This is a genomic window from Hymenobacter aerilatus (genome assembly GCF_022921095.1).
GTDB lineage: Bacteria > Bacteroidota > Bacteroidia > Cytophagales > Hymenobacteraceae > Hymenobacter > Hymenobacter aerilatus.
The window spans coordinates 4,920,459-4,938,006 of sequence record NZ_CP095053.1; the positions used below are offsets into that span (position 1 = coordinate 4,920,459).

At 59.1% G+C, this 17,548-nt stretch carries 7 protein-coding genes; 3 read left to right on the forward strand and 4 right to left on the reverse strand.

The genetic code is table 11. From position 1 onward, the window contains the following. Positions 1–49 precede the first annotated feature (49 nt). The gene (locus MUN82_RS20515) at positions 50–2,737 is read left to right on the forward strand and encodes a cyclic nucleotide-binding domain-containing protein (protein WP_245093446.1); all 2,688 of its coding nucleotides are present in this window, start codon (positions 50–52) and stop codon (positions 2,735–2,737) included. Positions 2,738–2,940: 203 nt separating this feature from the next. Here MUN82_RS20515 and MUN82_RS20520 read toward each other — a convergent pair whose 3' ends face one another. From MUN82_RS20520 to MUN82_RS20535, 4 genes are all read right to left on the reverse strand, one after another. Continuing rightward, positions 2,941–3,987: an adenylate/guanylate cyclase domain-containing protein gene (locus MUN82_RS20520; RefSeq protein WP_245093448.1), complete on the reverse strand. Its 1,047-nt coding sequence runs from the start codon at positions 3,985–3,987 to the stop codon at positions 2,941–2,943. Continuing rightward, complete coding sequence (locus tag MUN82_RS20525) at positions 3,977–4,372, reverse strand: response regulator (RefSeq protein WP_245093450.1); 396 nt, start codon at positions 4,370–4,372, stop codon at positions 3,977–3,979. The genes MUN82_RS20520 and MUN82_RS20525 overlap by 11 nt, the downstream gene beginning before the upstream one ends. A 144-nt stretch (positions 4,373–4,516) precedes the next feature. Next, positions 4,517–5,905 carry an ATP-binding protein gene (locus MUN82_RS20530; RefSeq protein ID WP_245093452.1) on the reverse strand — a complete coding sequence of 463 codons (1,389 nt, stop codon included), beginning with the start codon at positions 5,903–5,905 and terminating at the stop codon, positions 4,517–4,519. Between the two features lie 61 nt (positions 5,906–5,966). Next, a complete protein-coding gene (locus MUN82_RS20535; RefSeq protein ID WP_245093454.1) occupies positions 5,967–6,278 on the reverse strand; it encodes a hypothetical protein in 312 nt (103 codons plus the stop codon). A 458-nt stretch (positions 6,279–6,736) separates the two neighbouring features. Here MUN82_RS20535 and MUN82_RS20540 point away from each other — a divergent pair, with 458 nt between their 5' ends. Together MUN82_RS20540 and MUN82_RS20545 are read left to right on the forward strand one after the other, a co-directional pair. Then, positions 6,737–13,408: a polyketide synthase gene (locus MUN82_RS20540; protein ID WP_245093456.1), complete on the forward strand. Its 6,672-nt coding sequence runs from the start codon at positions 6,737–6,739 to the stop codon at positions 13,406–13,408. 6 nt (positions 13,409–13,414) lie between these two features. Then, complete coding sequence (locus tag MUN82_RS20545; RefSeq protein ID WP_245093458.1) at positions 13,415–17,428, forward strand: non-ribosomal peptide synthetase; 4,014 nt, start codon at positions 13,415–13,417, stop codon at positions 17,426–17,428. The last annotated feature ends 120 nt before the right edge of the window (positions 17,429–17,548 follow it).

The following is a 17,548-nucleotide window of genomic DNA, read 5'->3' on the forward strand; positions in this document are numbered from 1 at the left end:
GCTCATACCCGGCAACTCGCGCCTCATCACTGTCAACTGTAACAAACGCATGACACTACTCGCACGCTGGCAACAACTGGTGGGAATTCGCGCCGAGGAAGGCCGCACGGTTGGGCTGTTTTTTCTGCACAACTTTCTGCTGGGCATCGGTACCATTCTGGTGTACGTCTCGGCCAACGTTATCCTGCTCGAAAACCATCCCGAGCGCAACCTACCGCTGGCCTACGGGGTAGCCGCACTGGCTATGCTGGCTGCCGGCAAACTCTACGCCCACTACGAACACCACTTGGGCTTGCAGCGCGTGGCAGTGCGGGTACTTCTGGCCGTAGTGGTGCTCACGGGCGTACTGGGGGTGTTAGTGTACGCGGGGCACTCGGTAGCGGCGGCAGTGGCTATTATGGCCGGCTACCGCGTCATTTACTTGCTCACCAACCTGGAGTTTTGGGGCGTGTCGGCGGTGGTATTTGATGTGCGTCAGAGCCGACGTTTATTCAGCGTCATTAGCTCCGGCGACATGCCCGCCAAAGCGCTGGGCGCCGTACTGGCCATTCTTATTCACCATCATACCGAGTTGTTGTGGCTGCTGCTCACGGCTTTTGGTGCCTACCTGGCGGCCCTGCTCACGTTGCGCGCTACCTCGCGCCGGCACGAGGTAGCCGTGCAGCCTACTCGCCGGGCTGCGCGCCAAGAGGCCGTAGCGCCGGGCTTGCAGCGTTGGTTTGGCAGCAGCCGCCTGGTGCTATCCATGTGCCTGAGCATGTTGGCTATTGCCATCGTGACGACGGGCGTGGAATACTCGTTTTTTGTGAACGTGAAGCACCGCTTCCATGACCAAGCGCTGGTGATGCGCTACGTGGGTGGCGTACTGGTACTCACCTATTTAGTGGCATTGCTGATGAAGCTTCTCCTCACCGGCCAAGCGCTGGACAGAGTAGGAATGCGCCGAGTGCTGCTGGCCCTGCCGGTGGTGATGCTGGGCGCGCTGGCCCTGTTTGGCGGGTTGCACCTGAGCGGCATTGCCAATAGTATGCTGTACTTCTGCGGTCTGTTCCTGACGCTGGAAGTGCTGCGCCGCGCCGTGTTCGACCCGGTGTTTTTGGTGTTGTTTCAGCCCCTTTCGCCACCCGAGCGGCTGGAGGCCCATACACTGGCCAAGGGCGTATACGAGCCGCTGGGTATGGGTCTGGCGGGTGCGGCGCTGTTTCTGCTGGCTGGTGGGGAAGGCCTAACCCAAGGTGCAATGTTCGCGTGGCTGGGGGTATTTCTGCTGGTGGTGCTGTTTTACCTGCATCGCACCTACGGCCACTACTTGGTAGAGCTGCAGCACGCCGTGCGCCGCCGCTTCGCCGATGCAGATGGAACTGTGCCCGCACCTACCGCCGAGGCCGAAAATACGCCTGCTACCCCCGCCGAAATTCGCCAGCTCATTGCCCTGCTACCCGACAAAGCGCGCCGCGCCGACGCCTCGGCCCGCTTGCTTCGGCTGGGTACCACGGCCCTACCCCTGCTCACGGAAGCCCTGCGTACCAGCACCGATGAGCACCTCATTCGGCGGGTGGCGCAGCTGTGCGGGCGCCTAACAGGAGCGGCCAGCCGACAGGCGCTGGTGGAGTTGGTACGTCAGTCGCACCTGTTCCGGCGCGAAGCCGGGCTGCGGGCGCTCCGGTCGTTTGGACCGGCTGTGGCCGATGAGCCTGTGTTTCAAGACTTGGTGCAGGAGGAGTTGCGCCTGGCCCAGGAGCTGCTGCACGGCCAGGCTGTTGCCCCCGATATGACCCTGCGCGACAGTCTGGAATATGAGCTGACACGCCTGCAACAGCGCGTGTTTGGCTTGCTACTGCAGCTCTACCCGCCCCAGCTTATTGCCGATGCCCAGCGCGGCGTGGCCCACGCTGCCCGCGAGCGACAGGCCAACGCCCTCGAAATGCTTGACAACCTCGTTGCGCGGCCCGTGTATCAGGCCCTGCAAACCCTGCTGGATGTGGCGCCGCCCGCTGCCAAAGCCCGCCGCTTCGAGAATTTATTGGGGGCGGCCGCCACCTCCGCCCCGCTCACCGAAACCATCATCCGGCGCGGCAATGCGGCCTTCACCGACTGGACTGTTGCGGTAGCGCTGCGCCAGTGGCACCCTACCCCCTACACGATTGAGGCGCTGCTGCCACACCTGAACAGCGCCAGCCCGCTGGTGCAGGAAAGTGCCCTAGCGGTGCTCAACCGCTTCGCCCACGACGCGCCCGAAGGCTTCCAATACCTCCTTACCGCTCATCCTACCCTAGCTTCCCTGCGCATGCACCACGCCGCTTCCGCCTCCCATATTTCGGCCGCCGAACGCGTTGCCCTCCTCAAAAACACCGCGCTATTTGCTGCTACTCCCGAAAACGTGCTTAGCAGCATCGTTCCCATCATGAAGGAGGTAAGCTTCGACAAAGACCACCAGATTTTTGCCAAGGGCGACCTGGGCACGTCCTTGTTTATTGTATACGAAGGCGAGGTAGGCATTTTCACCGGCGCCCAGCAGTTGGCCACCTTCCGGGCCGGCGACTTCTTCGGCGAGCTGGCCCTACTCGACGCCGAGCCGCGTTCCGCTTCCGCTATAGCGCAGACCCCCGTCACCGCCTTCCGCCTCGATCAGGAAGATTTCTACGACGTGATGGAAGAGCGCGGCGAGGTGCTGCGCAACATTCTGCGTGTCCTCTGCCAACGCCTGCGCCGGCAGAACGAAGCGGTGAAGTTGTGAGATGGCGGTGAGCTAGGAGCAAAGATCTGAGCCAAAAGACGCGTGTCATCCTGAGCGCAGCGAAGGACCTTCTCACAGTAGAACGATTATCGTAACAACGACTCGTTCTGACGTGAGAAGGTCCTTCGCTGCGCTCAGGATGACACGCGTCTTTTGGCTCAGATCTTTGCTCCTAGCTCACCGCCATCTCACAACTTCACCATTCAGCTCACTACCTCATAAATCATCACCGGTTGGGCTTTGTTCTTCAGGCTGACTTCCTGCAAGGGTTGGCAGTGAAACGACTCTTTCACTTGCTGATAGGTAGCTTCCGTGATGATGATCTGTCCGGGCTGAGCGGCCGATTGTAGGCGCTGGCTTACGTTCACGGTATCGCCAATGACGGTGTAATCGAGGCGCTTGAGGGAAGCCGAGCCGATATTGCCGGATACCATTTCGCCGGTGTTCACGCCAATGCTCACCTGGGGGCGGTAGGTGCGGCCGTCGGGTAGGGCAAACTCGTTGGCCTGTACCACGGCCCGCGCTGCTAGCGCTGCGTCGATGGCGCGGTCGAGGTGAAACTCGTCGCGGAACACAGCCATCACAGCGTCGCCCATAAACTTGTCGATGTAGCCCCCCTGCGCAATTACCTCTTTCACCATCTGGTCGAAGTAGGTGTTGAGCATGGTCACGATGTCGGCTGGGGGTAGGACTTCGGATAGCGACGTGAAGCCGCAAATGTCGATAAAGACCACCGTGGCCTCCACTGTCTCGCTCACCATCAGCGACTTCTCAAAGTCCGGCCTACCCATGAAGTTGAGCACGGTATCGTCCACGTACATGCGCAGGATGTTGTTCTCCTGGATGGCCTTCAGCGTGTCGCGCAGCTGCCGAACCTGCTGGGCAGTTTTCTCCACGGTCACCTCCAAGTCATTGAAATCAACAGGCTTGCAGATGAAATCAAAAGCCCCGCGGTTCATAGCCAGCCGAATATTCTCCATATCTCCGTAGGCCGATACAATCACGGCTTTGGCCACTGGGTTGGCCTCCGGAAGCTTGCCTAGCAACGTCAGCCCATCCATAATAGGCATATTAATGTCGCTGAGAATCACGTCCATATCCGGGTGCTCCCGGATGCAGTCCAGTGCTTCCTGGCCGTTGCTGGCAAACACAAATTCGTAGACGTTTTCCCGAATCTTACGCCGGAACTTCTGCTTGATGAGCAGCTCTAGATCAGCCTCGTCGTCTACTACCAGTATCTTAGTTTTCATGGCTCGCTAGCACAGTCAGTTTCTCTTTCAGCGCGGCAAAATCTACAGGCTTCGTCAGGAAGTCGTTGGCTCCCAGTTGCATGGCTTGCTGGCGACTAGTGTCGTCACCATAGGCCGTTATCATCATCACCTGGGGTGGGGTAGGGGGTGGGGTAGGGTAGGTCTGCCTGATATGGCGCAGCAGCTCCAGCCCACTCATGCCTGGCATGTTGATGTCTGATAGAATCAGCACCACCTCTGAGGCATGATCGTGCAAATACGTCAGGGCTTCCTCGCCCGAGTAGGCAAAAGAGAAGGTGAACAACCCATTGCGGATTTCGCGCCGAAAGCGCTGCTCAAACAGCACGCGCACATCGGTTTCATCGTCAACTACCAGAATTTTCATCACAAACAAAGCTAACAGAATGGGGTAGGGATTGCGCGCACCAACAAAAATATCGCTTGTCCTTCCGCGCGTAGCCAGGAATCTAGGTGTAAACCACGCTGACATTCACTCAGATTCCTCGCTACGCGCGGAAGGACAATATGCTTAGGGTTTTGTGGCCGGCAGCGTGATAATAAACTCCGTACCTTCGCCTTCTTCGGTCTCTACCGTCAGGGTGCCGTCGTGGCCTTTTGTGATGATATCGTAGCTAAGCGACAGGCCCAGCCCGGTACCCTCGCCGGTGGGCTTGGTGGTGAAAAATGGTTGAAAAATTTTGTCTTTCACACTCTCCGGAATGCCCGTACCGTTGTCGCGCACCCGAATCTCTACCTCGCCCGATGAGCGGTGCAGGGTGTTGACGCTCACGGTGGGCACGTAGCCCGGCGTGTGGCCCTCCTTCTGCTTTTTCTGCACCGCGTAGAAGGCGTTGGTAAACAGATTTAGCAGCACCCGCCCAAGATCTTGCGATACGGCGCTGATCTGGCCCAACGATGGATCGAAGAAGGTGGTAATAGTGGCGTTGAAGGTCTTGTCCTTGGCGCGCAGACCGTGGTAGGCCAGGCGCAAGTACTCATCGGCCAGCTTGTTGAGGTCGGTGGGTTGCCGCTCGCCGTTGTTGGCGCGGGAGTGCTCCAGCATGGCCCGCACAATGCTGGCGGCGCGCTGCCCGTGGTGGGTGATTTTCTGAAGATTCTGCTTGAGGTCGGTCAGAATTTCGGCTTCCAGTTCCGGGTCGCGGTCAGCTTTCTGCTGCTCCTCTTCCAACTCCGTCAGCAACTCGGTACTTACATCGGAGAAGTTCGTTACAAAATTCAGCGGGTTCTGAATTTCGTGGGCGATGCCCGCCGTGAGCTCCCCTAGGCTTGCCATCTTCTCGCTCTGAATCAGCTGGTTCTGCGTGATGCGCAGCTCCGTAAGAGCATAGCGTAATTCCTCGGCCTGTTGCGTGAGCGTGGCTGTGCGCTCGGCTACCAGGCGCTCCAGCTCCACGTTCTGCGCCGAAATACGCTGCTTGGCTTGTTCTTCTTCCTCGCGCAGCAGCCGGTCTTTTTCCAGTTGGTTTTTCTGATTGCGGGCAATAAGGGCAAACGTAAACAGCCAGATAAAAGTAAACGCCTGCGCTACTTCAAAGCTGTCGTCATAATCCTTCAACAGCGCAGGAGTGACCAGCGCCAACAGCAACTCGAAGGCTGAATACGCCACAAAGGGAATAACGGCCAGCAATAGCAGTCGCGCCGGGCGGTAGGTGCGCAGGCGCAACAGGATCCAGATGCCTACCCCAAACACTAGGAGTAGGTAGATTTCGTCTAATTGATCTGATTTCCAACTGATAAGCGAAGAAAGCGCGAACAGCGCCACGCCCGGCACCCAAATATAGTCCAGCAGTCGGTTGACGCGGGGTAGGCGCGTCGGCAGATCCAGAAACCGCCGGATGACGCGCACCAGCACCACCGCAATGACAATACTGAAAAAGATGGTCGTGTTGACGTTCATAAACGAGCAAATACAGCGGAATTAACGGCAAAGAGATGGCGTGGTGTCAGCGGAGCCACCACTACGGACCGGTTTCCTTTTCCTTCTTCGTACCCCAACCCTTGGGCAGTGCCAGCGTGAAAACAATAACCGGATTGCTGGTGCGCAGCGGCCGGGGTGCAGTCAGGGTTTTTAGCTTGTCTTTCTGTTTGGAAAACAGCGTGTTGGCGTAGTCGCTCAGCGTGGCTATGGCGGTAGGCACCGTCACGCGTACCACCAACTCCTGTTGCTCCTTGGGTGGTGGGGGCGGGGTAGGCGGCGCGCCTTGCGCCCGGCTGCTACCGGCTACCAGCAAGAACCCGATAAGTAGAAGAAATAAGCGAAAGGCGACCATAGGGAAGTATTAGCGCCCTAAATATGCCACGAATAAAAGACGATACCCAATCCAGCAGAGGAAAGCCGATAGAGTGCCTGCCGCATAGCCAGCAGCACACAGTTGAAGTATGCGTTGCAAAATTTGAATAGTCGTCTGCTTGTATAGGCTATCGGTCTGTATATCATTTGTCTTATTATGAGAATAAGGTTGATTATATTATTTTTATAAAAATGGATTTATATAATAATATAGTATTTGAAAACGTGTCCAGAGAATATTTATTTAGTTTGTATAAATCTTGTATCAGTTTGATTTTTCGGACAATTAGATGTGTGTGTTATGGATTATTAAAATTTATGTAGTTTTTTGTACTATGTTTTTATATAACTAAATAAAGTATTCTTGTAGCTAGACAAGAATTGATTTTAAGTTAGGTTTGCTCTCAAAATTGGAAGAGTGGTTTTCAGTTGGATCAGATGGACGAGATAGCACAATCAGACATTAACGTTCAGTATGTGCAGCAGCTGTTTGAGCTGAGTGCTACCCAGCATGCGTCGCAGGTAGCCCTAGTGGCAGATAGCACACAGTTTACCTATGCGCAGCTAGATGTCGCTGCCACGCAACTAAGCCAGCAGATACAGCGGCAGGCAGGCTCAACCGCCCTAGTGGGCATCAGCAGCACCCGTGGCCCGGCCATGATCATCGGTGTGCTGGCCATCCTGAAAGCTGGCAAAGCCTACCTCCCGCTCGACCCTGCTTTCTCGCCACAGCGGCTGCAAAAGATTATAACCAGCTCTGGCCTCACACACTGCCTAGCTCCTGCCACTGAAGCGGACCTATTTACTGGTCTGGGTTTGCAGGTAATTTCAGATCAAGAGACCTCTGCGGAGACTACGAGTACTGCTGCGGAGCTAGGAAAGCTGACCTATGTGCTGTATACCTCCGGCTCTACGGGTGAGCCCAAGGGCGTAAGCATGGGCCACCGTTCCCTGCTGAACTTGCTGCACTGGCAGCGCCGCAACTCCCGCGCAGGCAGTGGCACGCGCACCTTGCAATTTGCGCCGCTGAGCTTCGACGTGTCGTTTCAGGAAATCATGACGACGCTCACCACGGGCGGGACGCTGGTGCTGGTAACCAACGAGTTGCGGCTGGATTTTGAGCGATTACTGTCTTTTATTCAGAAACAGGGTATCAACCGGCTGTTCCTACCCTTTGTGGCGTTGCAATACTTGGTGGAGGCTGCCACGCACACCAAGCAGTTTCCGGCGTGCATACAGGAGGTGATGACGGCCGGAGAACAGCTGAAATGCACACCGCAGCTGGTGAAGTTCTTCGAAGCTCTACCCGATTGCACGCTTTACAATCAGTATGGCCCCACGGAGTGTCACGTTATTATCACGCAGCTTCAGCTGAGCGGGCCTCCTGCTACATGGCCAGCACTGCCTACCATTGGTCGGCCCATTGATAACGTCCGCATCCTACTCACCGATGAGGCACTCCGGACAGTGCCTGATGGAGAGGTAGGCGAAATCTGTGTAACCGGCAATTGCCTGGCTGAAGGCTACCTGCATCAGCCTGCCCTGACGGCCGAAAAGTTTGTGGCCTGCACCGACGAAGCCGGCCAACCCATGCGCCTCTACCATACCGGCGACCTGGGACGCTACCTACCCGATGGCACCATCGAATTCTTGGGTCGCCGCGACGACCAGGTGAAAATTCGCGGGCACCGTATCGAGCTGGGCGAGGTGGAAGTAGCGTTGAATAGTATCGAAGGCGTGCAGCAAGCCGTGGTAGTAGCCCGCGAAACCACGGAGGGGTACAAGCAACTCGTAGCCTACCTTGTGGCAACTGGAGCCGACGAGCCTACCGCCGCCGTGCGGGCAGCCCTGGAGCAGCAACTACCCGACTACATGGTGCCCGCAGCTTTTGTGTGGCTGCGGGAGCTACCCCGCACCACCAGCGGCAAAGTAGACAAGAAGGCCCTGCCCGCGCCCGGCAGCGGGCGGCCCGCGCTGGCAGCTTTGTACCGCAAGCCCGCCACACCCGCCGAGAAGAATATTGCGGCTACCTGGAGTGAGCTGCTGCATATAGAGCCCGTTGGGGCCGACGACAATTTCTTTGAGCTGGGTGGTAATTCGCTGTTGGCGCAGAAAACGGTGGCGTTGCTGCGGCAGCGCTTTCACTACCAAGTACCCATCACGCGGCTGTACCAGCACCCTACGGTTGCCGGGCTAGCTCGCTTCCTCACACCCCAAGCTAAGGCCGCACCGGTGGCTGCCACTGCGCCTAGCGCACTACCTGCTGCCACCGAGCAGCCCGACGTAGCTGTAATCGGCATGGCCGGGCGCTTCCCGGGCGCTAACACCATAGCCGAGCTGTGGGACGTGCTGCGAGAGGGTAGGGAAACCATTCGGTTTTTCACCGAGGAAGAGTTGGACGCCAGCATTCCAAACGAAATGCGCCACGACCCTACTTACGTGCGGGCGCGGGGTATCATCGAAGAGCCGGGACAGTTTGATGCGGCTTTCTTTGGTGTTTCGCCCAAGCTGGCGCAGGTGCTAGACCCTCAACAGCGGCTATTTCTGGAAATTGCTTGGGAAGCGCTGGAACAAGCCGGCTATCCGCCCGCCACGCACGGGGCTAAGGTAGGGGTATACGCCGGCGTAGGCACCAATACGTACCTGCTGCACAACGTGCTCGGCAATGCAGCCGTGATGGAACAGGTGGGTGCCTTTCAGGTGATGACGGCCAACGAGAAGGATTATGTGGCTTCCCGTACTGCCTACCAGCTCAACCTGCAAGGACCGGCCGTGAGCGTGCACTCGGCGTGCTCTACTTCGCTGCTAGCTATTGCGGAGGCGGTGAAGAGTATTCGGGCGGGGCAGTGCGAGCTGGCACTGGCTGGCGGCGCTAGCATCACGTCGCCTACACGCAGCGGCCACCGCTACCAAGAGGGTGCCATGCTCAGCTCGGATGGTCACTGCCGCTCCTTCGACGCACAAGGCAAGGGCACGGTGTTTAGCGACGGGGCCGGTGTGGTACTGCTGAAGAGCCTAGCGGCCGCCCAGCGCGACGGCGACACCATTTATGCCGTTATCAAAGGCATTGGCGTTAATAATGATGGGTCGGCTAAGGGCAGCTTCACGGCTCCCAATGCCGAGGGACAGGCGCAGGCCATTCGGGCAGCCTTGCACAATGCCGGCGTAGACCCTGCTACCATCAGCTACGTGGAGGCCCACGGCACCGCTACCCCCCTCGGCGACCCAATTGAACTGGAAGGCTTGTCGATGGCTTTCGGGCCACAGGCGCAAAACCAGTTCTGTGCGATAGGCTCCATTAAAAGCAACATGGGCCACCTCACGGCGGCGGCGGGCGTGGCGGGCTTCATCAAAACGGCGCTGGCCCTGCACTACCGACAATTGCCACCTTCGTTGCACTTTGAGCAGGCCAACCCCAGTATCGACTTCGCCAACAGTCCATTCTTCGTGAACACCACGCTTCGGGATTGGACCGCTTCTACTGTGCGCCGGGCCGGCATCAGCTCGTTTGGGGTAGGGGGTACCAATGTGCACGTGGTAGTAGAAGAAGCGCCCGTGACAGAACCGCTACCCACCTCTGCCCGCCCGGTGCAGCTGCTGGCGTGGTCGGCCAAAACGGCGACTAGCCGTGAGAGCTACGCGGGCCAGTTGGCCCACTACCTGGAGCGGGATGCAGCCGAACTGGCCGACGTAGCTTACACGCTACACACCGTCCGCACCGACTTCGCGCAGCGTCGTTTTGTGGTAGCCTCTACCCCCGCCGAAGCCCGCACGGCGCTGCAAGACGCAAGCAAGGTAGGCCAAGCCAATACGCTGCAAGCAGCACCCGGCGAATTGGTTTTCCTGTTTCCGGGCCAAGGAGCGCAATACCTAGGCATGGGCCAGACGCTCTACGCCGAGGAGCCCGCCTACCGGCAGGCCGTAGACGAATGCGCCACGTTGCTGCTGCCGTATCTGGCGCTGGACATCCGCACGGTGCTGTACGCCGTGCCCGGCGCCGCGGCCGAAGCGCAGTTGCGCCAGACGTGCTACACCCAGCCTGCCCTGTTCGTGACGGAATATGCGCTGGCCCGGCTTTGGATGAGTTGGGGCATAGTGCCCTCAGTGTTGTGCGGCCATAGCATCGGCGAGTTTGTAGCGGCGCACTTAGCGGGCGTGTTTTCGCTGGCTGATGCGCTGCGGCTGGTGGCCGTGCGCGGGCAGTTAGTGGGCGCGTTGCCGGACGGCAGTATGCTGGCTGTGCGCCACGGCGCCGCCGAGGTAGAAAGTCTGTTACCTGAGTCGCTGTCGATAGCCGCCGTGAACAGTCGCGCCTTGTGTGTGGTGGCTGGGCCAGAAGCAGCCGTTGCGGCCTTTGCCGAAACACTGGCCGCCCGCCAGGTTCCGTGTCGTCTGTTGGCTACCAGCCACGCGTTTCACTCGGCCATGATGGAGCCGGCCGTGGCTGACTTTCAGCAAGTGGTATCTACGGTGACACTGCATCGGCCACAAAAACCAGTGGTATCCACCGTGAGCGGTACTTGGCTGACCGATGCCCAAGCCACCGACCCCATCTACTGGGCCAAGCACCTGCGCCTACCCGTGCAGTTTGCCGATGCCCTGGATACACTGCTAGCGCTGGGTAATCCGTTGTTGCTGGAGGTAGGACCCGGCAGCACCGCCACCACGCTGGCCCGCCAGCAGGCTGGCACCCGCACCGTAGTGGCCCTGCCAGGGCTGCCGCCTACCCAAGGTAGCCAGACCGACGTGCACGCTGTGCTTCAGACCCTAGGGCAACTCTGGCTGCACGGCGCCACGCCCGACTGGACCGCCTTCTATGCCGGCCAGAACCGGCGCAAAGTGCCCTTGCCTACCTATGTCTTCGACCGGCAACTGCACTGGCTGGAGCCCCCCGTAACGGTACCAGTTGCTACCCAGCTAGCTATGGCCCCGCCATCTATCCCAATTACCACCAGTGTTGCCCCCGCCGCTGCTCTCTCCACTCAGCCTATGCGACTACCTATACTTCTGCAAAAGATTACCGATATTCTAGAAAACGCTTCTGGCATTGAGATGAGCGGTACCACGCCCGACCAGACCTTCTTAGAAATAGGGCTCGACTCGTTGTTGCTTACGCAAGTGGCTCTCACGCTGCGCAAGGAATTCGACCTACTGATTACCTTCCGCCAACTCAACGAAGCTTACGCTACCCCCGCCGCACTGGCCGCCTACCTCGATCAGGCATTGCCCGCCGAGCGCTACCAGCCAGTGGCGGTGCCAGCACCTTCTACAACATCAGCACCCCTACCCTTTGCGCCGGTGTCGGCTCCTGTTGCGGCACCCGTACCAATGGCGGCACACGTCGCGGTAGCCAGCCCCGATTCAGCGTTGGGGTTGATATCCCAGCAGCTGCAGCTACTGGCTCGGCAAATTGCTTTGCTGCAAGGCACCCCCGAGCCACCAGTAGCAACACCCGCACCAGTGGCCCTACCCGCACCGGTACCCGCGCCCACTGCACCTGCGCCAGTTGCTTCGGCGGCGGCCGAGCTAACGCTGGAGGAGCAGGCGGAGCTGAAGAAGCCGTTTGGCGCTACGGCACGCATCGAACGGCAGGCCACCGGCCTCAGCCAGTCGCAGCAAAGCTTTCTGCACCAGTTCACGCAACGCTACAATCAAAAAACGGCCGGCAGCAAAGCCTACGCCCAGCAGCACCGCACCCACATGGCCGATCCGCGCGTAGTATCCGGCTTCCGGCCACTAACCAAAGAGCTGGTTTACCCACTCGTGGTAAATAAATCCAAGGGTAGCCGGCTGTGGGATATTGATGGCAACGAGTACATCGACGTACTCAACGGCTTCGGCTCCACCATGCTCGGCTACCAGCCCGACAGCATCAAGCAGGCTCTGCACGAGCAGGTGGAGCGCGGCTACGAGATAGGCCCGCAGCACGTGTTGGCCGGCGAGGTCAGCCAGTTGATTTGCGAGTTCACCGGCTTCGACCGGGCTGCCTTGTGCAACACCGGCTCGGAGGCCGTGCTGGGCGCCATGCGCATTGCGCGCACCGTTACGGGCCGCTCGCTCATTGTAGCCTTCTCGGGCTCCTACCACGGTATTGCCGACGAAGTGCTGGTACGTGGTACCAAAAAGCTGAAGTCGTTTCCGGCAGCATCGGGTATCATGCCCGAAGCTGTGCAAAATATGCTGATTCTGGACTACGGTACCGAGGAAAGCCTGCGCATCATCCGGGAGCGGGCCCACGAGCTAGCCGCGGTGTTGGTAGAGCCCGTGCAGAGCCGCCGGCCCGAGTTTCGGCCCATCGCCTTCCTGCGGGAAGTGCGCGCCATCACGGCTGCCGCCGATGTAGCGCTGATTTTCGACGAAGTAATTACTGGTTTCCGGATGCATCCCGGTGGCGCGCAGGCCCTGTTCGGCATCAAAGCCGACTTGGCTACTTACGGCAAAGTAGTAGGCGGCGGCCTACCCATTGGGGCCATTGCGGGCCGCCGAGAACTGATGGATGCCTTGGACGGCGGCTTCTGGCAGTACGGCGACGATTCGTTCCCAACTGTAGGTGTTACGTACTTCGCCGGCACCTTTGTGCGCCACCCGCTGGCGTTGGCGGCCGCCAAGGCATCGTTGCACTACATGAAAGAGCAAGGCCCCGCATTGCAGCAGCGCCTCACGGCGAAAGCCGAGCGCCTGGCAGGGGCTCTGAACCCCGAGCTGGAGCGCCGACAGTTGCCTTTCTTCGTGGCGCATTTCGGCTCGCTCTGGAAGATAAAGTTTCACGAAGAAATACCCTACGCAGAGCTGCTTTTTACGCTGCTACGTGAGAAAGGCGTGCACATCTGGGATGGTTTTCCCTGCTTCATGACCGAAGCGCACACCACAGAAGAGGTAGACCGCGTGGTAGCCCTGTGCCTGAAGAGCATTGATGAGCTAGTAGCGGCCGGCTTCCTACCGGCCAGCCCGGCCCACGTGGTAGCGCCTGCCCCGGCAGGTACCACGCGCGCGCTCAACCAGCCCCCCGTATCTGGTGCCCGCCTGGGCCGCGACCAGCTAGGCAACCCGGCGTGGTTCATCTCCGACCCCGAACAGCCCGACCATTACCTGCAAATCAACTTAAACTGATTTCCGATGGTGCAAATCTCTACTCTTGTTGCTCCCGCTAAGTCGGTTCCAGAAGCCCCCGCATTCAACCCGTTCGCGGGGCCGGAAATGGTACGGGTAGTGCCCATCACGGAGGCGCAAGCAGAAATCTGGGTCGCTTGCATAGTAGGTGGCGACGACGCCAGCCGCGCCTACAACGAGTCGGTATCGTTGCGGCTCACGGGCGTGCTCGATCGGGCGGCGCTACGTCAAGCCCTGCACCAACTGGTGCGCCGGCACGAGGCGCTGCGCTCGGCCTTCAGCGCCGATGGCCAGTATATGTGCGTGTTCCGTGAGGTGCCCATTGAGTTATCTTTTCAAAATGTGGCCCACCACACCGCTGCCGAGCAGATCGAGCTGGTAGCGGCCTACGTACGGCAGGACGCTCGGCATTTGTTTGATCTGCTGGATGGCCCTCTCCTGAAAGCCGGACTGCTACAGCTGGCCCCCGCTGAGCACGAGCTGGTGCTCACGGCCCACCATATCATTTGCGATGGGTGGTCGTTGGCTATTTTGTTGCAGGAGCTGGGGCATCTCTATTCTGCCCACGTGCAGGGTTTGTTTCCAGACCTGCCCGCGGCTCCGCTGTTCAGCGACTATGCCGATGAGCAACTGCTGTTTAATCGAAGTGCAGATTATCAGGCTGTGGAGTCGTATTGGCTGGGGCAGTACGCCGACGTGGTGCCTGCCGTGACCCTACCCACCGATGCACCCCGCCCCACTACGCGCACCTACAAAAGCAGCCGCGCCGATTACCCCCTGGCTCCAGACCTGGTAGCCGGGTTGAAAGCCCTGGGCCAGCGCCACGGGTGCAGCTTCGTGACGACGCTGCTGGCGGCTTTCGAAGTGTGGCTGCACCGCCAAACCGGCCAGCAAGACCTGGTAGTAGGGCTGCCCGCCGCCGGACAAGCGCTGCTGGAAAAGCAGAACCTAATAGGGCACTGCGTGAATCTGCTGCCGCTCCGCAGCCATCCTACCCCCACGGCCCAGTTCACCGACTATCTCCAACAGCGCAAAATGGCCCTGTTCGATGCTTACGAGCAGCAGCAACTCACCTTTGGTAGTCTACTCAAGAAGCTCAATATCCCGCGCAATCTGGGCCGCATACCGCTGGTGCCGGTGATGTTCAACGTGGATCTGGGCATGGCCAACGGCGTGCAATTCCAGGGCCTGAACTACACACTGCGCAGCAATCCCCGGGTGTACGAGGCGTTTGAGCTGTTTCTGAATATCAGCGGCACCGAGCAGGCCTTGGTGCTAGAGTGGTCGTACAATACCACGCTGTTTGAGGCGGCTACTATTGCCCGCATGATGACGGAGTTTGAGGAGCTGGTACAGGCCATCGTTCAGAACCCTACCATGCCTCTGGGCAGGCCGGCGCCCGCCAGCACAGTGTCGGATGCGGCTTACCGGCAGTTGAATGCTACCGCGCAGCCCTACCCCAGCGAGGCTACGCTGTTTCAGTTGATTACCGCGCAGGCCCAGGCCACGCCCCAACAAACCGCTATTCGCTTTGGCGATACGGAGGTATCGTACGCGGCACTATTGCGCCGCGCAGAGCAGGTGGCCGGCTACCTCATGGCCCAGGGGGTATGCACTGGTGATGTGGTAGGCCTAGCCGTAGAACGCTCGCCTGAGCTACTGGTGGCCCTGTTGGCTATTATGCGGTGCGGGGCCGCTTACGTTTCGCTCGATGTGGCCTACCCCGCCGAGCGGTTGGCCTTTATGCTCACGGACTCGGGAGCGGCATTTGTGCTCACGGCGGGTAGCGTTGTGCTGGATTTAGCAACTTCGGCCACCGTATTGCGGCTGGAGGATGCTGATACCAGTCGGACGCCGCTGCCTGCTCTGGACTTACCCAGCGATACGCTGCTCTATATTCTCTACACCTCTGGTTCCACTGGCCGGCCCAAAGGAGTAGCTGTTACGCACCGCAACGTGGTCAACTTCCTGCTCAGCATGCAGCAGCAGCCGGGCATCACGGCCGCCGATACGTTGCTGGCGCTCACCACCATCTCCTTCGATATTGCGGGGCTGGAGCTGTTCCTGCCGCTCATCAGTGGCGCCACCATCTTGCTGGCAGACACCGAAACCGCCCGCGACGGTCGTGCTCTACTTCAGCTCATGCAAACAGCCGGTGTTACGCTGATGCAAGCTACCCCCGCCACTTGGCGCATGGTATTGGAGGCCGGTTGGGAGCAGCCCCTACCCCTCACGGCCCTGTGTGGGGGCGAAGCACTATTGCCAGAGCTGGCGGCCCGCCTGGCAGCGAAGTGCCAGGCAGTTTGGAACATGTATGGCCCTACCGAAACCACCATCTGGTCGTCGGTGCAGCAGGTGACAGGCTCGGAAGAGGTAATTACCATTGGGAGGCCCATTGCTAACACGCAATTTTATGTGCTAGATGAGCAACAGCAATTGGTGCCGGCCGGGGAGGTAGGCGAGCTGTGCATTGCCGGCGACGGCGTAGCCTGCGGCTACTGGCACCGCCCTGATTTAACGGCTGAACGCTTTATCGCGGACCCGTTTGCGGCTACCCCCGGCGCCCTCCTGTACCGCACCGGCGACCTGGGCTGCCTGCTGCCTACCGGCGAGTTGCAATGCCTGGGCCGACTGGATCAGCAGGTGAAAATCCGCGGCTACCGCATCGAGCTGGGTGAGATTGAGCAGTTGCTTCTTTCCTGCCCCGATGTGCAGGCCGCTGCTATAGTTGCCCAAGGAGCACGCCCCGGCGACGAGCGGCTGGTAGCGTACGTGGTACCCAAAGGTGCAGCGGATAGTCGGCGTGCCTCGGCTGCGCAGCTTGCCACCTGGAAGCAGCTTCTGGCTACTCGCCTACCCGCCTACATGGTGCCCGACGCCTACGTGACGCTGCCCGCCCTACCCCTAACGCTCAACAGCAAAGTAGATCGCAAAGCCCTGGCGCAGTTTGCGCCTGAAATGCCTTATCTGCCAGTATCCACGGCCCCGCGCACGGCTATGGAAAAGCGCATTGCTGATATTTGGCAAACCTGCTTAGGCCTGGAGCAGGTTGATATTTTTGCCGACTTCTTCGCGCTGGGTGGGCACTCCCTGCTGGCGGTACGCGTGATGGCTGCCATCGAAAAAGAAACCGGCCAGCGCCTACCCCTGGCTACCCTCTTCGAGCACTCCACAGTAGAGAAGCTGGCCCGGCTATTGGAGTACGACAGCCAATTTATCACTTGGGATTCGCTGGTACCCATCAAGTCACAGGGCTCCAAAACGCCGCTCTACCTTGTGCACGGCGCCGGCCTGAACGTGCTGCTGTACCAGGCCATGAGCAGATACATGGACCCCGAGCAGCCTATTTACGGTCTGCAAGCCTGCGGCCTCAATGGTGCCGACAAACCCCTCGAAACCATTGAGGAAATAGCGGCGCACTACATCAAATGCATCGAGAAGACAAACCCGAACGGGCCTTATGCGCTGGCTGGCTATTCCTTTGGGGGTATCATCGCGTATGAAATGGCGCGCCAGTTGCTGGCCTGCGGCAAAGAGGTGCGGTTTCTGGGGCTATTTGATACCTATGCACACGAAGGGGAGGTGCCAGCTTCTCAGACGGGCAGGGCAGTGCGTAACCTAAAGCTATTTGCTATGAAGTGGCTCTATTTCTTGGTACTGCTGAAAAACAGCCCGCGTCCCACCATCCGCTACAAAATGATGTCGCTGCACAACAGTTGGCAGAGACTAACGAAGCGTAAGGAGGAAGAAACAAAAGAAGCCGCTGCAGTAGGGCGAGCCAACGACAAAGCGTATTACGCTTACAAACTGCTACCAGAGAATATCAAGATTGACCTGTTCCGGGTGAAAGAAAAGACCCATTACATGGAAGACTTCGAGTTTCTGGGCTGGAAACCTTACGCGCAGCAGGGTATCCGCATTCACGAGGTAGAAAGCGACCATAATTACCTGTTCTCACCCCCACACGATAAAACGCTGGCCGCCACCCTGCAAGCCGCGCTAGACAATGGCGTCCGGTAGGCTTGTGCTGCTAGGGTAGGGATATTATCCGGGTTTGCAAAATGATTGCTTGACAACGCTTTATGCAAGTGGATGCCTACCATATTTCCGTCAACTGCACAACGATTGCCCGCACAGAAT

Bases quoted from the DNA above. Each gene is read 5' to 3' on its own strand.
- MUN82_RS20535 (WP_245093454.1), bottom strand. From the start codon at position 6,278: ATGGTCGCCTTTCGCTTATTTCTTCTACTTATCGGGTTCTTGCTGGTA.
- MUN82_RS20530 (WP_245093452.1), bottom strand. From the start codon at position 5,905: ATGAACGTCAACACGACCATCTTTTTCAGTATTGTCATTGCGGTGGTG.
- MUN82_RS20545 (WP_245093458.1), top strand. From the start codon at position 13,415: ATGGTGCAAATCTCTACTCTTGTTGCTCCCGCTAAGTCGGTTCCAGAA.
- MUN82_RS20525 (WP_245093450.1), bottom strand. From the start codon at position 4,372: ATGAAAATTCTGGTAGTTGACGATGAAACCGATGTGCGCGTGCTGTTT.
- MUN82_RS20540 (WP_245093456.1), top strand. From the start codon at position 6,737: ATGGACGAGATAGCACAATCAGACATTAACGTTCAGTATGTGCAGCAG.
- MUN82_RS20515 (WP_245093446.1), top strand. From the start codon at position 50: ATGACACTACTCGCACGCTGGCAACAACTGGTGGGAATTCGCGCCGAG.
- MUN82_RS20520 (WP_245093448.1), bottom strand. From the start codon at position 3,987: ATGAAAACTAAGATACTGGTAGTAGACGACGAGGCTGATCTAGAGCTG.